Below are 20854 nucleotides of genomic sequence, written 5' to 3'. Positions count from 1 at the left end.
GCGTGTTAGCTGCGCCCTGAACCGGGCCCGTCATTCCACACAATGCGGTATAGATCAAAGCGCCGGTCGCGCAAATTGCGCACCGTGCCGGAGCGCCGGCTCTCGGCCAGATCATCTAGGCGCAAATCGGCCACCGCGATTGTCTCAACATTTTCAGAGGTTTCAGCCGCGATGCCATCGCGCGCAAACGGAAAGTCGCACGGCGTCAGAATGGCGCTCTGGGCGTAGTTGACGTCCATGTTTTCAACGTCCGGCAGATTGCCGACATTGCCTGCTGTGACGACGTAAAACTGGTTCTCGATGGCCCTCGCCTGCGAGCAATAACGCACCCGCAAATGGCCGGTGCGGTCATCGGTGGCGTAGGGGACGAACAATATGCGCGCGCCTTCATCGGCCAGGCGGCGGGCCAGCTCTGGAAATTCGCTGTCATAACAGATGAGTACGCCAATAGGCCCGCAGTCTGTCGGGATGGCGTGGACGAAATCGCCGCCCTTGATATTCCACCAGAAGCGCTCGTTCGGCGTGGGGTGGATCTTCTCCTGAGCGTGGACCGAGCCATCGCGCAGGAAGACATAGGCGACGTTCTGGATCTCGCCGTCATCGGTCTCGGTCGGGTGAGAACCACCAACGATATTAATGTTGTAGCGCACGGCCAGCTGGCTCATGAACTCCAGGAAGCGCGGCGTGTGGCGCGACAGGGCGGCGATGGATTCCTGCGGCGAGAGGCGCCGCTTTTCGAGCGATAAGAGCGCCACGGTGAACATTTCGGGGAAGACGCAGAAATCGGCCCGGTAGTCCGAGCAGACATCGACGAAATATTCCACATTGCGCTCGAACTCGCGCGTGCTTTCAACCGCGCGGGCCATGAACTGGACAGCCGCCACGCGCACGGTCTGCGGGTCGGGGCGTTTGCCGCCGGACGGCGCTTCAACGAATTTGGGATTGCGCCACACCATCAGCGAGGCATGGCCAAGAGAATCAGTATCTTCGGGGTAGTAGTTCTTCAGAACGCCCACCGGCTCAAAGCCCATGCGCATCTGGAAGTTGGAGACCGAGTCCTTCACCTCGCGCGCCTCGATGGCGGCCAGATATTCTTCCGGCGTGGGGTAGGCCTTGCGGCGGCGCTTATAGCCGGGCAGCCGCCCGCCAAAGACAACGCCCTTCAGCCCCCAGGCCTGGCAGAGCTGCTTTCTGGCATTGTAGAGCCGCTGGCCAATGCGCAGACGGCGGCGTGTCGGATCAACCGCCACCTCCATGCCGTAGAGCCACTCGCCATCCTCATCATGGCGCGCCGCATAGCCATTGCCGGTGATCTCCGCCCATGTATGCGGGCTCATCGCCAGCTCTTCGCTGATGATGAAGGTCGCACACCAGCCGACCACATCGCCTTCATATTCCACGAGAAACTGGCCTTCGGGAAAGGCCTGTATCTGGCCGCGTATCATGCCGGGCAGGTCTGGCGGCAGGTTGGGATAGGCCCGGTCCTGAAGCGCCAGAATCTCCGGCACATCGGCCAGCGTGGCATTACGTACGGTCAGTTTCGCGCTGCGGCGGGTATCGGTCATGAAAAATGGGGTCCGTATAGATCGGTGCGCCGATCCCGGAAAAAGCCCCAGGCGGCGCGGTGACGGTCAAGGAAGGCACGGTCGAAACGCGCAACCGCTACACCTTGTTCCGTCCGGTCCAGCTCGGACACCACTTCGCCGGTATGATCGCAGATAAAGCTGGTCCCGTAGAAGACCTGGCCGTTCTCGTCGCCCACCCGGTTCGCTGCGGCGATGGGCATCACGTTGGAGACGGCATGGCCCTGCATGGCCCGGCGCCAGCGCGCCGCCGTGTCCAGGCTGTCATCATGGGGTTCAGACCCGATGGCGGTGGGGTAGAGCAAGACTTCAGCGCCCAGAAGCGCCATGGCGCGCGCGGTTTCGGGGAACCACTGGTCCCAGCAAATGCCAACGCCGACGCGGCCATGGCGGGTATTCCACACCTTGAAGCCGGTATCGCCGGGGCGGAAATAATACTTCTCCTGATAGCCGGGGCCATCGGGGATATGGCTCTTGCGGTAGGTGCCGAGCGCCTTGCCGTCCGCGTCCAGCATGACCATGGAGTTGTAATAGCGCGGACCGTCACGCTCGAAGATGGAGACCGGGATCACCACGCCCAGCTCGGCAGCCAGCGGCTGCAGCGCGGTCACGCACGGATGCTCCAGCGCCGGGTAGGCAGTGCCAAACCAGCGCTCTTCCTGGCTGGTGCAAAAATACGGCCCCTGAAACAGTTCCGGCGGCAGGATCACTTGCGCGCCCTTGCCCGCCGCCTCGCGCACGAGGCTTTTTACCGTTTCGATATTGGCATGCATGTCTTCACCGAACGCGCCTTGCAGCACGCCCAGCGTAATCGCCGTGTCAGTCAAGATCAGTCCTCGTTAAGCTGGTCGAGCCAGTCGCCCGGCCCGTCGCCCGTGCGCAGGTCCATCACCGTCGGCCAGAGCCGCCACGGGGCGCTGGCATCGGCATTCCACAGCGCTATGTAGGCAAAACCGGTCGCCGGTTCCATGACTATCTGCGCTCCATAGCCCGACAGATAGCCCGAATGGGCGATGAGGGTGCGGTCCCCCCAGCGGTAAATGCGCCAGCCCAGCCCGTAATGAGTCTCCTGCACGCGCCCCGGGAAGCGCCGGTTCAGGCCTTGCGTCTCGCGCGGGGTCGCCACGTAAGGGGTAAACAGGCGCTCGCGGATTTCGGCCGGTATACCGCCCGTTTCGGAGATATGCGCCTGCGCCCAGGCCATCAGATCTTCCAGCGATACGATAGCCGCCGCAGCCGGTGCCACTGCATCGTAATTGCTGGCCGGGCTGCCGGGCGTGTCGGCGCGGCGTGCCCAGCCACGATGGGGCCGCGCCCAGCTGGCCGCGCGCGTCAGGTCGCGCTCGCCAAACCCGGCGGTCGTCAACCCGTAGCGGTCAAACAGGCGTCGGCGCACATTGCGCTCATAGCTGGAGCCGGTGGAGCGGCGCACCACTTCAGCGGCGCCGGAAAACACAATGTTCTGATAGGTATAGCACTCACCGACGGCGCAGACCGGGTCCAGCAGCGCCGTATCGGTAAGGATGGCGTCAATGGCGCGCCCCTCCTCCAGCCGGTTGTCATAGGCATTGCGTGGCAGGCCGGTGCGATGGGAGACCAGATCCAGCACGGTCGGCTGGCGCGAATTATTGACGCGGATCGTCTCCGGCGCCGGGTCATCAAGCCGGATGCGGCCCTCATGTTCCAGATGGGCCAGCAACACGCCCGTCATCGTCTTGGTCAGCGAGGCAGCACGGAACACGGTGCGCGGGGTGATGGGTTCACCCGAGCCGGCCGCCGTCTCGCCAGAGGTATAGATAAGCGCGGGGCGGCCCTGCTCGATAATGGCGACAGCCAGGCCGACCACGCGCCGTGAACTGGCCGCCTGGTTGAGGCGCACGATCACATCGTCCAGATAGGCAAGGTTGGAATAGAGCGACACGCGCGGTTCGCGCGGATTGCTGATCTGGGCCAGCGTCTCCGCCTCATCCACCAGGGTCGGCAAGAGGCGCTCAGGCGTGATTTCCCATACGAACTGACCGCCATCGGCAGGCACCGCCACCGGCACTACGCTGCCCTCACTGACATAGGCCATGTCGAGGGATTCCGCGATGGCCGCAGCTTCGGCCAGCGCCGCCTCCGCGTCCAGTTCGGGTGCGCTGGCGATGAACGGGGCCTCCGCCTCCGCGCCCGGCGCAGGCGCGATCCGGTAGATGGTTTCGCCCTCGGTCTCCGCAGGCGCGCGCTCTTCCGCGCCGGTCCGGCGCTCTGGCAGGTGACGTTCCGGCAGCACAGGCGCGCCGTCCAGCCCCATGCCTGCCGCTGCGCCGGCATCGGCGAGGGCATATACCGCCTCGCCCCCATCTCGCATTTCAGACACGCCGGCAGCTTCACGCCGCGCTTCGGCAGCGGCGATCAGCGCGTCGGCCTGCTCAATGGTCAGGCTGGCTTCAGAGGCGGGCGCATCATCGGCCGAGGCCAGTGCACTCGCCGTCAGCGCACGCAAGTATGGCGTGGGCGGCGCCGCACTGGATGCGGCCGCCATGGCAAGCGCAGCAAAAGCGTAGGCCGTATAGCGCATGGGATCACACCCGCGGCTGGTTGCACGTCACACAATGAAAGGACCCGCCGCCAGACAGGATATGCGAAGACGGGCTGGCCGCAAGAGTGTGCAACGCAAAGTAAGGTTTCAAAACCTCTAACGCCGCATCCGCGTGTTCATTAAACGATGGAATAACAACGGTTTTCGGCGAAATCACCCAGTTCATGTGAGAGGCGGCCTTTGGCTCGCCCTCCTCGTCCACAACCCGCCCCGGAGAGGGAATGCGCACCACTTTCAGCTTGCGCCCCTTCGCATCAGCTGCGCTTTCCAGCTGCCGGGCGATGGCATCGAAGATTTTTGCATTGGGATCATCGCTGCCGCTGGCGCTCTGGCAGGCGACGATGCCGGGCGCGATGAAGCGGGCGATATTGTCGACATGGCCATCGGTGTGATCGCCAATAAGGCCCTCATCGAGCCAGATGACGGTGCTGATCCCCAGCGCCTCTTTCAGCCGGCCCTCCACCTGCGCTTCGCTAAGACCCGGATTGCGATTGGCATTGAGCAGGCACTGGCGCGTGGTGATCAGCGTGCCCTCGCCATCAAACTCCAGCGCCCCGCCCTCGCAGACCAGATCGATCTCATTCAGCGTGGCCCCCGACAGTGCGGCGACGGCGAGGCCGATCTGCTGGTCGCCATCGAGCTCATACTTGCCGCCCCAGCCATTGAAGCGGAAACGCACTGCCTTCAGCTGGCCGTTCGACACCGCGAAGACTGGCCCGGTATCACGCACCCAGACATCGCCATAAGGATTGCGCACCACCTCGACGGTCTGCCCCAGACGGGCGCGGACATCGCGCTGCGTTTCCTCATTGGCCGCATGCACGGTGACGGCCTGGCCGCCGCGCACCAGATGGCTGACGAAGCTCGCAAACTCGGCGCGGGCGGGATCGAGATTATCCTCCCACAGATCGCCGTCGGCCGGCCAGCAGGTGTGGATCACGCTCTGGGCGGCAGTTTCGTGGGGAATATGGAGGGGAGTGGTCATGAGCAATCCGCGCAGCTGGCTGTGTAGAGCGTTGCCATACCATGCCCGTCAAGGCGTAGCGATGGGGTTAAGCGGGGCACCTCTTACTGAAACCCCTTAAAGCGCAAAGCGCTATCCGGGGCCTCTCTCCGCTTCATCCTGCCACAGGTCCCGGATGGCCCTGCGGGCCTCCGGGATTTCAGGTGGTTTTCAAAAGAAAAGGGCGGCTCAACAGAGCCGCCCTTCCCCTTGGTCTCAGAGCCGTAAAGGCTGGTTACTAGAACTCGTAACGCAGGCCGATGCGGATGCGGTAGAGCGACGCGTTCGGATTGGTCGCGACCGTCCGCGGCGTGAACGAATTGAACCGGTACTGGCAGGCCCCTTCGGTCGCACACACGATCGACGGGTCGTGGGCGGCGGAGTAGGCACCGGTGTTGTTGGCATTCGCCCGTGAGTTCAGCGGACGGAAGGTCGGGTCGCCCGTCTGTACAATATCAGCGTTCACGATCGGCGCAGCCGTCGAGAAGAACTGGTTCGAGGCATCCCCCGGCCGGCGATACTGACGGCCCCACTCATTGTTGAGCATGTTGGGGAAGTTCTGAACGTCAATCACAAGGCTGGCGCGGTTATTGCGGAACCGGTCAACACCCAGCGAGGCGAACGGCAGATCCTGCTGGATGCGCAGATCCCAGGACTGGCTCCACGGGGCCCGCAGGGAGTTACGCTCGAAGATCTGGCCGCGTGCCACACCGCGTTCGTCGATAAACTGATTGAACGCCGCCTGATCAAAGCCCGGCGCATAGCTGACACGCGGGTCGTTCAGGGTGGGAACGTACAGCAGATCGGTCTGCGCGGTATTGAGGTTCTGCACGGCGGAACGGCCAAACAGCGGGTTGTTGGCCGTATGACCGAAGGTCAGGCTGTAGGCATTTCCGGTCTGGACCTGGCCGAAAATGTCGAACCGTGTCGTCAGATCACCGAAGACCGCCGTCTCGTAGGAGAGGTTTAAGGTAAAGCTGTGCTCGGTCTCATAGTCAGAACGCGCCAGTTCAAGATTGTTGCGGTCGGCTGTTACCGCGCCATTGAAGTTCGAGATGGCAACCGACGAGCTGCCCGGGCTCTGGCTTTCAATGTCCTGATGGGCATAGGACACGTAGAAGCCGAAACCGTTTTCGAACTCGTTGGACAGCGACAGGGTGTAGATCCAGCCGCCACCGCCGCTGGTATTGGTCAGGCGGGTAGCGTTCTGCTCGCCGGAGATTGCACCCAGGTCGAGATAGATCGGGCGGCCGTCAGGAGCGACACCGATTGACGGGGTCGGGCCGTTAAGACGCGGAGCAATCTGGGCCAGGTTCTGCCAAGTATAGCCGTGGCGCGTGTCGGTGTAGATCACCTGGGCCTGAGCGATGTAGTTGCGGCCGAGATCGAAAGCGCCAAAGGCGAGGTCAAACTCTTGAGTCACCCCGAGCGAACCACGCCATTCTGACGGCAGGTTGAAGCCCGGATCAATCGTGTCGATCGGAGCCAGCGTTGTGGGATCGGCTGCCGCCACCTGGGCAATCAGGGACGCCGGAATGGTGAGCGGATCAACGCCGATGAAATCGCCGCTGAAGTCGAACTGCTGCGGCAGGAAGTTATTGCCGAACCATACTTTCGGATCAGCGCCGGAGAACAGGCCAAAGCCGCCCGTCACCGTTGTGCGGTCAAGCGCGTCCCAGCGGAAGCCGAAGCGCGGCATGACAATGTCCAGGCCTTCGAGATCACGGCGCTGGCTGGCACCATAGCGTGCGTCGAAATCAGCACGGCCGATAAGCGAGCGGCTGCTGACATAACGCTCATAACGCAGGCCATAAGTGATCTGGAGGTTCGGAAGGATCTGCCAGTCATCCTGCGCGAACAGCGTCAGGATATCGTAATCGAGTTCCGTGGCGCCTTCTTCGCGGACATTTGACTGAACGCCGCGATAGGAGACGCGGGCGCGGCCCTCGATGATGTCCTGATAGATATCACCGGTGCTGTGGTTGTTCTGCGTGCTGAACACGAAACGGCCCGAAGCGTCCTGCATGAACAGGTTATACACTTCGTACATCTCGTAGCCGCCACCGAAGCTGATCGTGTGATCGCCCCAGCGATAATCACCCTGCGCGTAGAACTGCCAGCGCTCGTCGGACAGTTCGTTAGCCTGACGCGAGCGGTCACATCCACCCAGAACCGTTGTGTTGCTGTTGACGAGACCGGCCAGCGGCGTGCCCGCCACAGAAGCAGCATTCAGGCCGACGATCTCGATCTGGCCGACATTGGTGCCAGCGTTACAGTTCGGCATGTTTTCGAACTCTTTGAACGATGCGCGCAGCGTCGTGGAGAAGTTCGCATTCCAGTCAGAATAGAGCTGGGCCGAATACGTCGTCACCCGGCGATCCGTCGGATAGTAGGTCGTATTGAAGTTGGAGCTGTTGTTATCACCGGCGGAGTCGAGGTCCTGGACGTCCTGGTAGGTGAATGAGAAGCGATGATCGTCGGTGATGTTCCAGTCAACGCGCGCGATGATGCGCTCGGACTCGGTCGGGCTGCCAAACACGGTCGGGCGCTCACCCACATCATAGCCTGTCCCAGCCAGGATCGCATCCCGAACAGCCGGGAAGAAGCCAGGCTGGATGCCGGCATTGGCGTCGTTGGACGTAAAGTTACGCGGCTGAGCGGTTTCAAAGCGCTCATAGCCCACAAAGAAGAACAGACGGTCGCGCAGGATCGGGCCGCCGAGCGTGAAGCCATACTCTTCCTCGATGAAATCGGCCTGCGCGACGTAGCTGTCAAACGCCGTGTTGCCGATGAAGTCATTGCCCGAGCGGTAGTAGTAGGCCGAGCCGGAGAAGTCGTTCGAGCCCGATTTGGTGACGACGTTCACGATACCGCCTTGGAAGCCGCCGGCGAACACCGAGTAATCGGTCGCGGCAACGGACACCGCTTCGATAGCGTCCAGCGAGATCGGTGAGCGGTTGGTGCCGAAGGTACGTGAGCTCAGGCCGAAATCGTCCTGCTGCAGCACGCCATCAACGGCAAACGCGTTGAAGCGCGGGTTGGAGCCGGCGATCTGAAGAACGCCCGGGCCGCCAGATGCGTTCGTGAGCGGGTCACGCGACAGCAGAGAGGAGATATCGCGGCCATAGGCAGGCTGGTTGAGAATGTCACGGGCGGTGAAGGACGAACCGGCGCCGTTGTTCAGGCTGATCGCCGAGGTGGCCGTACCGGATACGACGATCGTCTCGACGTTTTCGATCAGGCGCAGCGAGGCGCGCACCGGCGGGTTGACACCTGGAGCCAGGTTCAGGTTGTCAACCAGATCGCCTTCATAACCGGCGGCGTCGACCGTGATCCGGTAAGGACCGCCCACGCGCAGGCCCGAAGCGGCGAAGTTGCCGTTAGCGCTGGTGGTGGCAACCGACACGGTGGAGGTCGGGACGTGAATGATGGTCACCGACGCATTCGCAACCGGAGCGCCGTTCTGGTCCACAACAGTGCCGCGCACCTGAGAGGCGGTCTGCTGGGCGTGTACGGCGGCAACCGGGGCCATCGCGGCGAGCGCGGCCACAGAAGCGCCATAAGCGAGCTTCTTGAAGAGTTTCATGGGATAGGTCCCCCTGGATCGACCAAAATGAAGCGAAGCCCGCCGGAATACGGGCGTTCGGGGGACCGCTTACGGGCGGTGGGAGTCGGTTCGGTGACACAAGTGTGAAGGTTTTATTTCAATGCTACCGGTTTATTAACAGCGCGTTAGGGTGCATACGGACACTGTAACAGACGCACAGCCACGCAAATTCAAGGCTCTGCAGGCATTTCCCGCCGCCGGTTGTGCTTTTGAGGCATCCGCTGACGGATGCCGGACTGGACCGGCGTTGCAGCGACATCTCAGGAACCGTGACTTCTGCGCAACGCCTCTCGTCACCCGCCTCCCATCACCGCTCCCTGCAGCAATAACCGCAAGCCAGGTGCGCTGGTCGCCCATACGCTCTATGTAGGTTGGACCTTGAACATTCCTGCCTGCCCGGCCCGACACGATAATGACCCTGCTGCATGCCTCCCTGACCGATCTGACAACGCGACGGCTCGTCCTGGCGGCAGGCCTGTTTGGCCTGTTATTGCTCACCGCGCGGATCATCGGGCTGATCGTCAACCCGTCCAGCCTCTATGCCGACGAGACGCAATACTGGGTGTGGTCGCGTGATCTGGACTGGGGCTATTTCTCCAAGCCGCCGCTGATCGCCTGGATCATCGCTGCCACCACCGCCGTCTTCGGTGATTCGGACTGGGCGATCCGGCTCGCCGCGCCTCTGCTGCATACCGCAACCGCGCTGCTGCTGGCGCTCAGCGCTGACCGGCTGTTTGGCCGGGCCGTAGCCGCATGGACCTTCATTGCCTGGATCACCCTGCCCTCGGTCTGGCTGTCAGCGGCGGTCATTTCCACCGATGCGGTGCTGCTGACCTGCTGGGCGCTGGCGCTTTACGGCTTTGTCCGCCTGCGCGACGGCGCGGGCTGGAGCGCTATTCTCCTGCTGGGCGCCGGGTTCGGCTTTGGCATGCTGGCAAAATACGCCATGGGCTATTTCGCTGCCGGGCTGGCGCTGGCGGCCATTCTCGACCCGGTCTCGCGCCGCGCGCTATTGCGCCCGCGCCTGCTGGTGGCGGGCGCGCTGGCCCTGCTCATCATGGCACCAAACCTCATCTGGAACTGGCGTAATGACTTTGCGACCGTCTCCCACACGGCGGCCAATGCCAACTGGGGCGGAGACATGTTCAACCCCGGTGAGGCCATCACCTTTCTGATTGACCAGATGGGCGTGTTCGGCCCGGCCTTCTTCATCGCGCTTGGTGCCATCATCGTCATGCTGGCACGCCAGTGGCGCAAGGGCAGCGCCGACCCGCGCCTCATCGTGCTGGCCTGTTTCTGCGTGCCCGCCATTCTCGTCGTGACGGGGCAGGCCTTCTTGAGCCGCGCCCACGCCAACTGGGCGGCCAGCGCCTATGCCGCCGCGACGATTATCGTGATCGCCGTGCTGCTGCAGGGTCCGCGCTGGCGGCGCTGGGTGCTGACCGGCTCGGTTGCGCTACACACACTTGTCGGCGTGACCTTTGCCACGCTCGCCATGAGCCCGGCCCTGACCGAGCAGGCAGGCCTTGCCAACGCGTTCAAGCGCGTGCGCGGCTGGCCGGAAACCGCAACTGCCCTGGCGGAAGCCGTAGAGCGCACCGGCGTCGAGACGCTCGTCTTCGATAACCGCAATGATTTCCACCAGATGCAACGCTATGGCGGGGCCATCAATGCCCGGTTCTTCATGTGGATGCGCTATGCGGGCGTTACCAACCATGCCGAGCAGGGCTGGGCCCTGCCAGCAGGCTATGACGGCCCGGTCCTGATCGCGTCAGAACGCCCGCTGGAAGTGCCGGTCATGGCGTTCGACTTTGAAAGTCTCGAGCGCGCTGGCGATATCCGCATTGATCTGGGCGGCGGGCGCGAGCGCCACTACCAGCTCTTCATCGCAGAAGGCTACCGGCCTGTCGTCAGGACCGACCAGTTCGAGGATGCGGTCCGCCTGTCTCGAGAGGCGCGCGACGCAGCCCTTCAGTAACCGCCCGCCTCATTGCCCCAGATTTCGCGCAGGCGCTGATCGCGCCGGCAGCCAAAGCGGTAGCGCTGATAGCGGATCGGATTATTCGCCGCATAGTTCTGGTGATAGTCCTCCGCTGGCCAGAAGGTTTCAGCCTCGCGGATACGCACCGCCAGCGGCTGGCCGAAGCGGGCCTCGACTTCGGCGGCGCTGGCCTCGGCAGCGGCGCGCTGCGCCTCATCAAGCGTGAAAATGGCAGGCGCATAGGCCGCCCCCCGGTCGCAGAACTGCCCGCCCCCGTCGAACGGATCGACATTGCGCCAGTAGTGATGAAGCAGCGCCTCATAGCTGACGATCTGCGGGTCATAGATGATCTCGACCGCCTCGACATGGCCGGTATTGCCATTGACCACCTGACGGTATTCGGGATTCTCCACATGCCCGCCAGTAAAACCGGAGACCACGTCGATCACGCCGTCGAGCCGTTCAAAATCAGCCTCGGTGCACCAGAAGCAGCCAGAGGCAAGGATCGCGCGCGCCTGACCGTCCGGCAGGGCGGCGGGTTCGCCAGCCTCTTGCGCGGTTCCGGCCGGGCTGTCGGAACAGGCCATCAGGAAGGCTGCGGCAATAAGGGCGAGCAGGCGCATGGCGGCATCCTTCGGGTCAGCTGACAGTGAGTAAATGACGCAGACTGCCGTCAGGGAAAGCCCCGCACGCGAAATTGTGACACGCAAGGCGGGATCAGCTGATACCGCCCAGCTCCTCCAGCCCCGCCGCCAGGGCAAGGTTCTGCACCGCCTGCACGGCGGCGCCTTTCAGGAGATTGTCGAGTGCGCACACCAGCGTCGCATTGCGTCCGCCCTCGCCCACAGACCAGCCGCCGATCACTGCGCCCGGAATATCCTGCCCGTCACGGATTTCGGGGATGGTGTCAGAGAGGCGGATCAGCTTTTCGCCGCCATAGGCCGCCACGTAGCGGCTTTTGAGCGCTTCCAACGTCACCGGGGCGGCAAAGTTCAGCTGCGCGGTCAGGGTGATGCCCCGGAAGAAGGACGCGACATGGGGTGAGAAGCGCACTTCGTGGGCCAGATGACGGCTCATCTCACGCTCATGCATATGGCCGGTGAGGCTGTAGGGCATGAGATTGTCGCGAAGCGCTTCGACATCATTCTTGCGGCTGGGCGTGGTGCCTGCGCCGGAATAGCCCGACACGCCGAACAGATGCGCCGGACCGCTCAAGAGATCACGCACCGGATGCACGCAGAGCTGGCCCGCCGTGGCGTAGCAGCCGGGATTGGAGATGCGCGCCGCGCCTTTCAGGCGCTCCCGGCCGTAAAGCTCGGGCAGGCCATAGGCCCAGCTGCCGTCAAAGCGGTAATCCGCCGACAGATCGACCAGGATCGTGCCCGGCGCTGCGGCTTCAATCGCCGCCACATAGGGCGCGGCTTCGCCATTGGGCAGCGCCAGTATCACCGCGTCCGCACCGCGCGCAGCCACGTCTTCCGGCCCCATCGCCTCGAAGATCAGCCCATCGCGGGCTTCAGGCGCGAGATTGGATACCGGCTCACCCGCCATCGCCCGCGAGGACGCGAACACCAGCCGCATATCGCTACGGCGCGACAGGATGGCGATGAGCTCCTTGCCGGTATGTCCGCGCGCGCCCACAAGACCGACCGTCAGCATGGCCCTAACTCCTCAGCGTCGGCGGCAAGGCAGCGATGCGTTCCACCATGGCCGGAATGCGCGACAGATCATCCTCCCCGCGCCAGAACACCGTCCAGTGGCCGGTCTTCACCGCGCCATGGCAGGTGGCAAAGTAGAACTCATTGACCGGATTATCGGTGCGCGAACGCCAGTAGAGGCGCGGCGCATAGGCGATCAGCTTGCGCCATACCGCCCCGCCCAGCCCCTCGCCGCGCGCATCGTCCAGCACGGCAAACTTGTCGAGATAGATGACATCATCAAGCCGCGAGGTGATCGCCGCGGCCCGGTAGCTCTCGGTGACAAAGGCGCGGTCAAAGTCCAGCCGGTCGAAATACCCCTCCACCAGCTTGCGCCCGAAAGCCTGTTCAATCAGCGGGGCCGCACGCGCCGTGTCGAGATCGGCCTTGGCCGTGATCTCCAGCATGCGCTCGCCCTTGCGCACCAGCGTGCCGGACCCGGCGTGGGTGAAGAGCTCCTTGGCGAGTTCCCCCGGACTGGTGATCGAGACCGAGCTGGACAATGGCAGATCATCAAGCAGACGCTTGATCTCTTCCATTTTCAGACGCATCCCGCCCGACACCCAGTCCGCACCCATCAGCTCGTCAAAATCGGTGGCGAGGTTGATGGCCGAGATGGCTTTGCCCGCCTCGTCCAGCAGCGCGCCCGTGCCCGTCAGGAACACGATCTTGTAGGGCTGGAGCGCGTGTACGAGCGCGCGCACGGCAGCATCGGCATTGATATTGACCATGCGCCCGTCGGCCGTATCGCCAAGACAGGCCAGGATCGGCGCCTGCCCGGCGCGCGCAGCCGCTGCAACCAGATCAAGGCGCACAGCCTTGGGATCGCCGACGCGCCCAAGCTCCGCCTCATCCATCAGCTCGGCTTCAAAGACGCCGGAGGGAATAGCGGCTGCGCGCCCGCCGCAATCGCGGATCGCCTGCACCAGTTCGAGATTCACGCGCGTCAGCGTATCGCGGATCACGGGGATCGCTTCGGGCGGGGTCACGCGCAGGCCCTGCTTGCGCACGGTCTCGATGCCCGCCTCGGCCAGCGCCTTGTCGAGCTGCGGACCGCCGCCATGCACCACGATGGGAGCCAGCCCCACCGTCTGCAGGAAGGCGAGCGAGGCCGAGAGCGCGGCCATGTCCTCTTCCATCACCGCGCCGCCGACCTTGATGACAGCGAAACGCTCCTGATCGAGGCGCGAGAAGCGGGTCAGATACTCGCGTATCTCCTTGCCGTCGCGCATCTGGGAGAGAAGCTGGACAATGGCCGAGCGTACGGGAACAGCGGCCCCGCCGCGTTCATTTGCCGAATTACCGGCTGCCTGATCGATCACGCTGCCCCTCCTTTGACGAGGGCTTCCATGATCGCCTTTTGCACGTGCAGGCGGTTTTCCGCTTCCGCCATACCGATAAAGGCCGGCGAATCCACGACAGAATCCGCAATCTTCACATTGCGGCGCATGGGCAGGCAGTGGCTGACGACCGCCTTGTCCGTCATCGCCATCTTGGCATCGTCGATCATGAAGCCGGCACCCTTGGCGCGGTAGGGCGCTTCACCGTCCCACTGGCCGAAAAAGGGCAGCGCGCCCCAGCTCTTGGCGTAGACGGCGTGCGCGCCGCTATAGGCCGCCTTCACGTCGGTGGTGACGGTAAGCGACGTACCGGCATCACCGCAGAATTTCTCTGCCGCATCCATGTAGCGCTGATCGAGGCGATAGACTTCGTCGGGGATGAGCAGGCGCACATTCATGCCAAACTTCGACGCAATCAGCAGCGCGGAATTGGCCACAGCGGTGTTGAGCGGTTTCGGGTGCGGCACCCAGGTGAGGAGAAACTCCTTGCCGCGCACATCGCCGATAGCGTCCTGCAGCGCCATCATATGCGCTAGCTCCTGACAGGGATGGACGATTGTTTCCATGTTGATGACAGGAACCGTGGCGTATTTCGCATACGCCATGATCAGCGGATCCTCGCGCTCGGCCGTCCAGTTCTCAAACTTGGGGAAGCAGCGGATCGCGATGAGATCGACGTAGGACGACAGCACACGCGCGGCTTCCTTCACGTGCTCTTCTGCGGTGCCATCCATGATGGCCCCGTCCTCGAACTCCACCGGCCAGGTGCCGCCACGCGCATCCAGCACAATGGCATGGCCGCCCAGCTGGTGCGCGCCAAGGTCAAACGAGGTGCGCGTGCGAAGCGACGGGTTGAAGAAGACCAGCGCGATGGACTTGCCTTTGAGGGCATCGCCTTGTGGGCTTTCGCGGTATCGGCGCGCGCGGTCGATCAGGGCCTGAAGTTCTTGTCTCGACCAGTCAGCGGTAGACAGGAAATGCCGCATCGTTTCACGCGCCTCCCTTGGGCGTTGGAAAGCTCACGCGTTTAGCGCTCATTGCTGCGTTGCGCAAACGGGTGTGTGAGCGGGAGGTGGTCGTTGATCTTGTTTCCTGATTAGCCAGCAGTTGAACCCCCGGAAGCCCGCAGGGCTGTCCGGGGCCTCAGGCCAGTTCTGCCAGAGGTCCCGGCTCGCGCTGCGCTTGGCCGGGGTTTCAGCGCTTCGTTGAACCGTTCACGGGCTGCCCTGCACTGCGGCAGTCAGAAGCTCGCCGGCGTCTCGCACCTCCTCCACCTCCCCGCGTGCATCAGCGTCCAGCGCCGCGATCAGGGCCGCATCGCGGTTATAGATGTCGTGAATGAAGCGGACATGGCCGAAACGGTCCGACACAGCGGTAAAATAGAGGATGTGGACGGGGATGTGATTGCGCAGCCAGACGCGGCGCGTGCGGCCATTGTCAAAGGCCTCCTCCATCGCCTCGCGCGTCCAGCCCGTCTCGCCCTGCAGCACCCACCAGGCGAGCTCGCGCGGCTCGTCGACGCGTACACAGCCAGAGGATTCATTGCGCTGCACCTGATCGAACAGGGCGCGATGGGGCGTGTCATGGATGTAGATATTGTGGATGTTGGGGAACATGAATTTCACCTCCCCCATCGAATTGCCGCGCCCCGGCACCTGAATGACGCGGTAGCGCCCGTTTGCCCAGTCCGCCTGCGACGGGCTGATGACCCCGCCGGTCGACTGGTCCACCAGCCGGTAGCCCGATGCCAGCGCATAGCCCGGATTGGTCTGGAAGCGCCTGAGCCAGGGCGCGCCGAGGTTGGTGGGCGTGTACCAGACCGGATTGATCTCGATAAAGGTCATGTCCTCGGAGAAGACCGGCGTGCGGTTATAGCCCCGCCCGATCATGGAGCGGTGCACCCGCTCCACCTGCCCGCCCGACCACGCTTCCAGCCGGTAGTCGGCGAGGTTTACCCGGATATGCCGCTCGCCCAGATCACGCGGCACCCAGCGCCAGCGCTCCAGATTGGCGCGCACCTGATCGAGCCGGTGACGCGGCGGCGTATTCAGCTCACGCAGGGTGCCAGGCCCCACGACTCCGTCGGTGGCCAGATTGTGCCGCGCCTGAAACCGGATCAGAGCCGTTCGCAGCATATCGTCAAACGGGGTGCCCGGCGGCGCGAGTCGCGCCAGCAAGCCTTCCTGATGCAGGCGCGCACGCAACGCATCCACCCGCGCGCCGCTATCACCAAGCTCCAGCCTCGGCCCGTCCGCGATGAGTGAATGGGCACGCAGCAGCGCATGGCGGCGGATCAGCTCGCGGCGCAAGGCCATATAGTCAGGGTGGGAGGGGCTGAACCCCTCCAGCGTGGCAAACACGGCATTCTCGCGAAGGGCTGTCGCCATCGCCATGTCGAGGTCGAGCCTGCGCTGCGGCGCGGTCCAGTCCGGCTCCAGCTGGCGCGGGTCGATACGGCCAATCGCAAGGTCCCGCGCGAGCGCCGTGAAGCCTTCACGGGCCAGGGCATCGCGTTCCGGCCCCGCGCCTAAGGCGACTACCGCTTCGGGTGCAGGGTAATGGCCCGGTGTCAGCCCGTGCGTCCACGCCTCGCTCAACGCATCGGCCAGATCGGCGATGTGGCTGTCGCTCCACGCCTGACGCGAGTGCGCTGGACCTGTGACGGCAAGCACCAGTGCGCACAACGCTGACATCATGAAAAAGGCGCGTGCGCCCATATCACCCCCCTCGGCCGCGCCGGCGAGGTTAACAAGACGTTGCCGCGATGAGAACGGGAAATATACCCGGCAACAGGAAACCCCCGGACGTTTCCGCCCGGGGGTCCTTGAAGTCCGTCTTGGGACAGCGTGCCCGTATTATTCCGGAGCGCCGTCCTCAGGGTTTTCCTCGGTGGCCTCTTCCCAGGCCTCCTCAGTTTCCTCGGCCCACTCCTCGACCTGATCGGTCGTGTCGTCCCAAGCCTCTTCTACCGGGTTTTGCTCCTGAGTGCCCAGCGCCTCATCGATTGCTTCACCCGCTTCTTCTGCCGGACCCTGCTGCTCACAGGCGGCCAGAATCGCACTTGCAGCGAATGCAGCCAGAACAAACTTTTTCATCGTCAACTTCTCCATCAGTGACCTGTCCATCAGGGAGGCCGGCGGCGCTATTCGTGCCCCGGTTTTTTGCAGCCCCGCGGAATAACCGCAAAGGAAAGCCAACAGCTTATTGGCTTCCCGTCAAGCAATAACAGGGTGTACCGCCCGGAAATCGCCGTCAGCAACGCCGGGAATAAACGCACGCCTGCCGCATTTGGTTGCAGCCCATTTGCTGTAAACAGCATTCACCGGCCTTACAGTTTTGTCATCCCGGCATGGTGGACGCCGCGCGCTATGGCCCGCGCCAGACAGTCCGCTGCCAGATTGCCAAGCCGGGCAAGGAACAGGGGCGCAGGATCCGGCAGGCAGGCCCGCCCGGTCGACGCCACGAACACCACATCACCATCAAAGGGCGTATGGACCGGGCGAATCGCGCGCGCCAGCCCGTCCTGCGCCATGATGGCGACCCGTCTTGCCTGATCGGGTGTCAGCGCCGCATCCGTGGCAATGATGGCAAGCGTGGTGTTGGTACGCAGGCCAGGATTGAACTTCGCCCCGCCCCAGTCTTCCAGATCATCCAGCGGAGCAGGCGAGCAGCCCAGCCCGCCAAACTCGCTCTCCCGCTCAAACGGCGCGGCCCAGTATTGCTGCGTTCCGGGCACCTGCACCGAACCGAAACTGTTCACGCACACAAGCGCGCTGACCATGTAGCCATCGCGCGATTTAGCGCTGGCAGAGCCGGTTCCGCCGGGCAAGGCCCCGGCCCTTGCGCCAAAACCCGCCCCGGCACGGCCAAGGCGTACGGGCGCGCGGCGGCCGGCATCGTCAAGCGCGGCGCGGCCCAGCCGCGCATAGGGCGGTTCGCCGCCCCAGTCCTTGTCTCCGCCATTGGCCAGATCATAGAGAATCGCCGCCGGCACGATGGGAGAGGCCGGCACGCCCGGCTGGGGCATCAGCGCATAGCCACGCCCTTGCGCGCCCAGCGCCGCGCATACCGCGTCCGCTGCGCCCAGCCCGTACACCGAACCGCCTGACAGCACGATGGCGTCCACGCCTTCCACCAGTCCGCCGGGGCGCAACACATCACTCTCGCGCGTGCCGGGGCCGCCGCCGCGCACATCGATGGCGGCAATCGCCGGTTCGTCGAACAGCACCAGCGTAACCCCGGTACGGACGGTCTCGTCCTCGGCCTGTCCGACGCTGAGCCCGGCTATGTCAGTAAGGTCGTTGTGCATTGTTCGCGCTCCTGCTCGGCGGCGGCAGCCTAGCCGCATCTCAAAAGCAGACAAAAGAAAACCCCCGCAAGGCGGACCTTGCGGGGGCAGAACCGTCCAGTGACGGGAGGAGAGCTTACCAGTTCACGCGGACCCGGCCATAGACGTAGCGGCCGTTAAAGCCAGCCGGCGAGAAGCTGGAGAACGGCAGGATACCATCGAAGTTCAGACCCGCAGGAACATTGTCCGGGTAGGTGTCGAACAAATTGTTGGCACCCAGCGCGAAGTTCATGCGGCTGGTAATGTCGATATTGCCTTCAAGGTCAATGACCCACTGTTCGGACAGTTCCACATCGCTGGCCGCCGCCGTACCCGGCGAAAGCGTTTCACCAAAGCGCGTGGCGCGGACAAACCCGCCAAGGCGGTCACGCGACCAGTCGAGGCCGAGGATGAACTTGTCGCGCGGCGTGCCCTCTTCCAGACGCAGGGTGGACTGGCGCCCGAAGATTGTCGGCGGCGGGGTCAGCGAGGACAGCACACCGGTTGACTGGATATTGCTCAGTTCCACCGTGTTGTAGTTATAGCCGAACGTCGCATTGAACTCGCCGATATTTTCCACCGACCAGCCATAGCTGGCTACGATGTCCACGCCTTCGGTCGTGCTGTCCGCCGCGTTCAGGAAGAAGCGGGCCGAGGTGACACCGGCCGGCAGAATGGCTTGTACGGCCGGCGAGTTCAGGTTTTCCGACAACAGGATGCGGTCATCGATCTCGATGCGGTAAGCGTCGATGGTGAGCGCGAACCCGCCCGTGGCGAACACGGCGCCGAGCGAGTAGTTCACGCTAGTTTCAGCTTCCAGCGGGGTGGCACCGAGCGCGATGGCAACCGGGCTGGAGACCGGGAAGGTGCCGGTTTCAAACGGCACGCCGCCGGTGAATACCGTCGCGGTCGAGGTGAAGAAGGACTGATGCAGGGACGGCGCACGGAAGCCCGTGCTGACCGAACCACGCAGCGCCAGCGCATCGGTGAGTTCGAAGCGGGCCGCGAGACGGCCATTCAGCGTGTCACCGAAATCAGAATAATTCTCATAACGGGCTGCAGCAGAGACCGTCAGGCGGTCGGTGAGATCAGCCTCCAGATCGATATAGGCGCTGAAGGATTCACGGCTGGCATCCACCTCGTTGCTGGGCTGGAAGCCGGGGAAGACCTGGCTGCCCGGAGCGCCCGGGAAAGCGCCCTGTATGTAGGAGCCCGGCTCACCCGCACCGATCTCGAAGTTTTCAAATCGCGCCTCAAGGCCCAGACCCACATTCAGCGGACCGGCAAAGGCGTCAACCGCATACTGGCGGACAAGATCGAAATTGGCCACGGCCTGGCTGTAGGCCAGCCGGCCGGCATAGAATTCGGTCGGGCTGGCAGCGCCAAGCGTGGTGTTGAGCGTGTCCCTGATCGTATAGTCAATCTGGTTGCGGCCATAGACAAGGCTGGCATCAGCCGACCACTCGCCCAGCTGTGCACGCAGGCCCCCGCCAACCGAGTAGTCCTCCACTTCCGGCGCGATCAGCGGCAGGAAGCCGTCCGGGTAAACGGCCAGCACATTTCGGGGATCCAGCGCACGGCGGTAGAAGCCAGCGGAGTCTGCTTCGCGGTTCTGATAGCTGGCAAAGCCGTAAAGCTCATTGCCATTGGCAAATGGAATACCGGCATTGGCCAGCAGGGTGATGTCACGCGCGTTCGGGTTGCCGAAGCGGTGATTGAGTCGGTTGAAGCTTGCCTCGCGCGGATCACCCGCAGCCGGGTATTGCTGGCGCGGATCGGGACCGGAGCGGTTGGTCGCGCTGCGGTCACGGAACTCACCCGAAATCGTCAGGAAGCCGTCGGCGCCAAGCGGCAGGCCCGCCCAGGCGGCGGCTGTGAAGGTCTCGCCGTCGCGTTCGTTCCGGTCACCGCTGAGCAGCGGCACGGTCGTCACGTTCTGGCCATAGGTGAAGGTGGCGCCTCCGCCTTCACGCGCTTCGCGCAGGCGCACATTGATGACGCCGGCAATGGCGTCCGAGCCGTATTGTGCCGCTGCGCCGTCGCGCAGCACTTCCACCGCGCCGATGGCACTGGTCGGGATGGTGTTGAGGTCAACCGCTGCCGAACCCCGGCCCACCGAGCCGTTCAGGTTGACCAGCGCGCTGACATGGCGGCGCTTGCCGTTAACCAGGGTGAGGGTCTGGTCAGGGCCAAGGCCGCGCAGGGTCGCCGGGCGAACACTGTCAGTGCCGTCGGTGAGAGAGGGCTGCGGGAAGGAGAACGATGGCACGGCATAGTTCAGCGCCACGTTCAGCTCGGTCGAGCCATTGGCTTCCAGCTGCGCGTTGGAAATGACATCCACTGGCGCAAGCGTCTGCAGCGCGGTGCGTCCTTCAGAGCGTGTGCCAGTGACGACGATTACCTCTTCAGGTGTGCTGGCCGGTTGCTGAGCGAGGCCCGCACTGGCCGCAACCAGTGCAATCGCGGTGCTGGTGAGTAGTGTTTTCATGGGTCCAATCCCCTTTTTTGATCAGTCGGTGAAAAGTGCCGCCGGCTAACGCTGCAGCGCAGCAATCCGGTGGTTATACCGTCCAGAATGTCCGTACATTGTGTTGAGCGTGGACGGTTTCCAGTCAGTCGGAGCCGGTCGGAAGCCAAGCCCCTGTCGATGTAACAATTTTGCGACACATGCCGTCATGGACGGAAAAGGAGCGCGTTGAGCGAAGAATATCTAACTGCATGCTGGCGCCCCTCAA

The 20854-nt window shown here is 63.7% G+C and carries 14 protein-coding genes; 1 reads left to right on the top strand and 13 read right to left on the bottom strand.

Annotated elements, in window-relative coordinates; translation table 11 throughout:
- Positions 1–5: 5 nt before the first annotated feature.
- The 5 genes from ACTIGC_RS03790 to ACTIGC_RS03770 form a co-directional block, all read right to left on the bottom strand.
- Positions 6–1565, bottom strand: coding sequence for a carbon-nitrogen hydrolase family protein (locus ACTIGC_RS03790; RefSeq protein WP_127568354.1), 1560 nt, complete (start codon positions 1563–1565; stop codon positions 6–8).
- Positions 1562–2410 carry an N-carbamoylputrescine amidase gene (aguB, locus tag ACTIGC_RS03785; RefSeq protein WP_439633138.1) on the bottom strand — a complete coding sequence of 283 codons (849 nt, stop codon included), beginning with the start codon at positions 2408–2410 and terminating at the stop codon, positions 1562–1564. Before aguB ends, ACTIGC_RS03790 begins: the two co-directional genes overlap by 4 nt.
- A gap of 2 nt (positions 2411–2412) precedes the next feature.
- A complete protein-coding gene (locus tag ACTIGC_RS03780; RefSeq protein ID WP_439633137.1) occupies positions 2413–4143 on the bottom strand; it encodes a serine hydrolase domain-containing protein in 1731 nt (576 codons plus the stop codon).
- A 4-nt stretch (positions 4144–4147) separates the two neighbouring features.
- A complete protein-coding gene (locus tag ACTIGC_RS03775; protein ID WP_439633136.1) occupies positions 4148–5149 on the bottom strand; it encodes an agmatine deiminase family protein in 1002 nt (333 codons plus the stop codon).
- A gap of 256 nt (positions 5150–5405) precedes the next feature.
- Positions 5406–8753: a TonB-dependent receptor gene (locus tag ACTIGC_RS03770; protein WP_439633135.1), complete on the bottom strand. Its 3348-nt coding sequence runs from the start codon at positions 8751–8753 to the stop codon at positions 5406–5408.
- Positions 8754–9186: 433 nt separating this feature from the next.
- Here ACTIGC_RS03770 and ACTIGC_RS03765 point away from each other — a divergent pair, with 433 nt between their 5' ends.
- Positions 9187–10752, top strand: a complete 1566-nt coding sequence (locus ACTIGC_RS03765) for an ArnT family glycosyltransferase (RefSeq protein WP_439633134.1) — start codon at positions 9187–9189, stop codon at positions 10750–10752.
- Here ACTIGC_RS03765 and msrA read toward each other — a convergent pair.
- The 8 genes from msrA to ACTIGC_RS03725 form a co-directional block, all read right to left on the bottom strand.
- Complete coding sequence (msrA, locus tag ACTIGC_RS03760; protein ID WP_439633133.1) at positions 10746–11465, bottom strand: peptide-methionine (S)-S-oxide reductase MsrA; 720 nt, start codon at positions 11463–11465, stop codon at positions 10746–10748. The genes ACTIGC_RS03765 and msrA overlap by 7 nt on opposite strands.
- Positions 11466–11472: 7 nt before the next feature.
- The gene (gene argC / locus ACTIGC_RS03755) at positions 11473–12414 is read right to left on the bottom strand and encodes an N-acetyl-gamma-glutamyl-phosphate reductase (protein ID WP_439633132.1); all 942 of its coding nucleotides are present in this window, start codon (positions 12412–12414) and stop codon (positions 11473–11475) included.
- Between the two features lie 4 nt (positions 12415–12418).
- Entirely contained in the window at positions 12419–13774 is a 1356-nt protein-coding gene (locus tag ACTIGC_RS03750) for an acetylglutamate kinase (protein WP_439633131.1), read from the bottom strand.
- On the bottom strand, positions 13771–14778 hold the full coding sequence (locus ACTIGC_RS03745) for an N-acetylornithine carbamoyltransferase (protein WP_439633130.1): 1008 nt from the start codon (positions 14776–14778) through the stop codon (positions 13771–13773). Before ACTIGC_RS03745 ends, ACTIGC_RS03750 begins: the two co-directional genes overlap by 4 nt.
- 228 nt (positions 14779–15006) lie before the next feature.
- Positions 15007–16509: a L,D-transpeptidase family protein gene (locus tag ACTIGC_RS03740; RefSeq protein ID WP_439633129.1), complete on the bottom strand. Its 1503-nt coding sequence runs from the start codon at positions 16507–16509 to the stop codon at positions 15007–15009.
- Between the two features lie 138 nt (positions 16510–16647).
- Positions 16648–16887, bottom strand: coding sequence for a hypothetical protein (locus ACTIGC_RS03735; RefSeq protein ID WP_439633128.1), 240 nt, complete (start codon positions 16885–16887; stop codon positions 16648–16650).
- A gap of 233 nt (positions 16888–17120) precedes the next feature.
- Positions 17121–18101: a P1 family peptidase gene (locus ACTIGC_RS03730; protein ID WP_439633127.1), complete on the bottom strand. Its 981-nt coding sequence runs from the start codon at positions 18099–18101 to the stop codon at positions 17121–17123.
- 115 nt (positions 18102–18216) lie between these two features.
- On the bottom strand, positions 18217–20607 hold the full coding sequence (locus ACTIGC_RS03725; RefSeq protein WP_439633126.1) for a TonB-dependent receptor plug domain-containing protein: 2391 nt from the start codon (positions 20605–20607) through the stop codon (positions 18217–18219).
- Positions 20608–20854 lie beyond the last annotated feature (247 nt).

This window comes from Glycocaulis sp., from assembly GCF_051859565.1.
In the GTDB taxonomy this organism is placed as follows: Bacteria; Pseudomonadota; Alphaproteobacteria; order Caulobacterales; family Maricaulaceae; genus Glycocaulis.
Note: the sequence above shows the minus strand (reverse complement) of the source record. Positions and strands in the feature narration are given on the sequence as shown.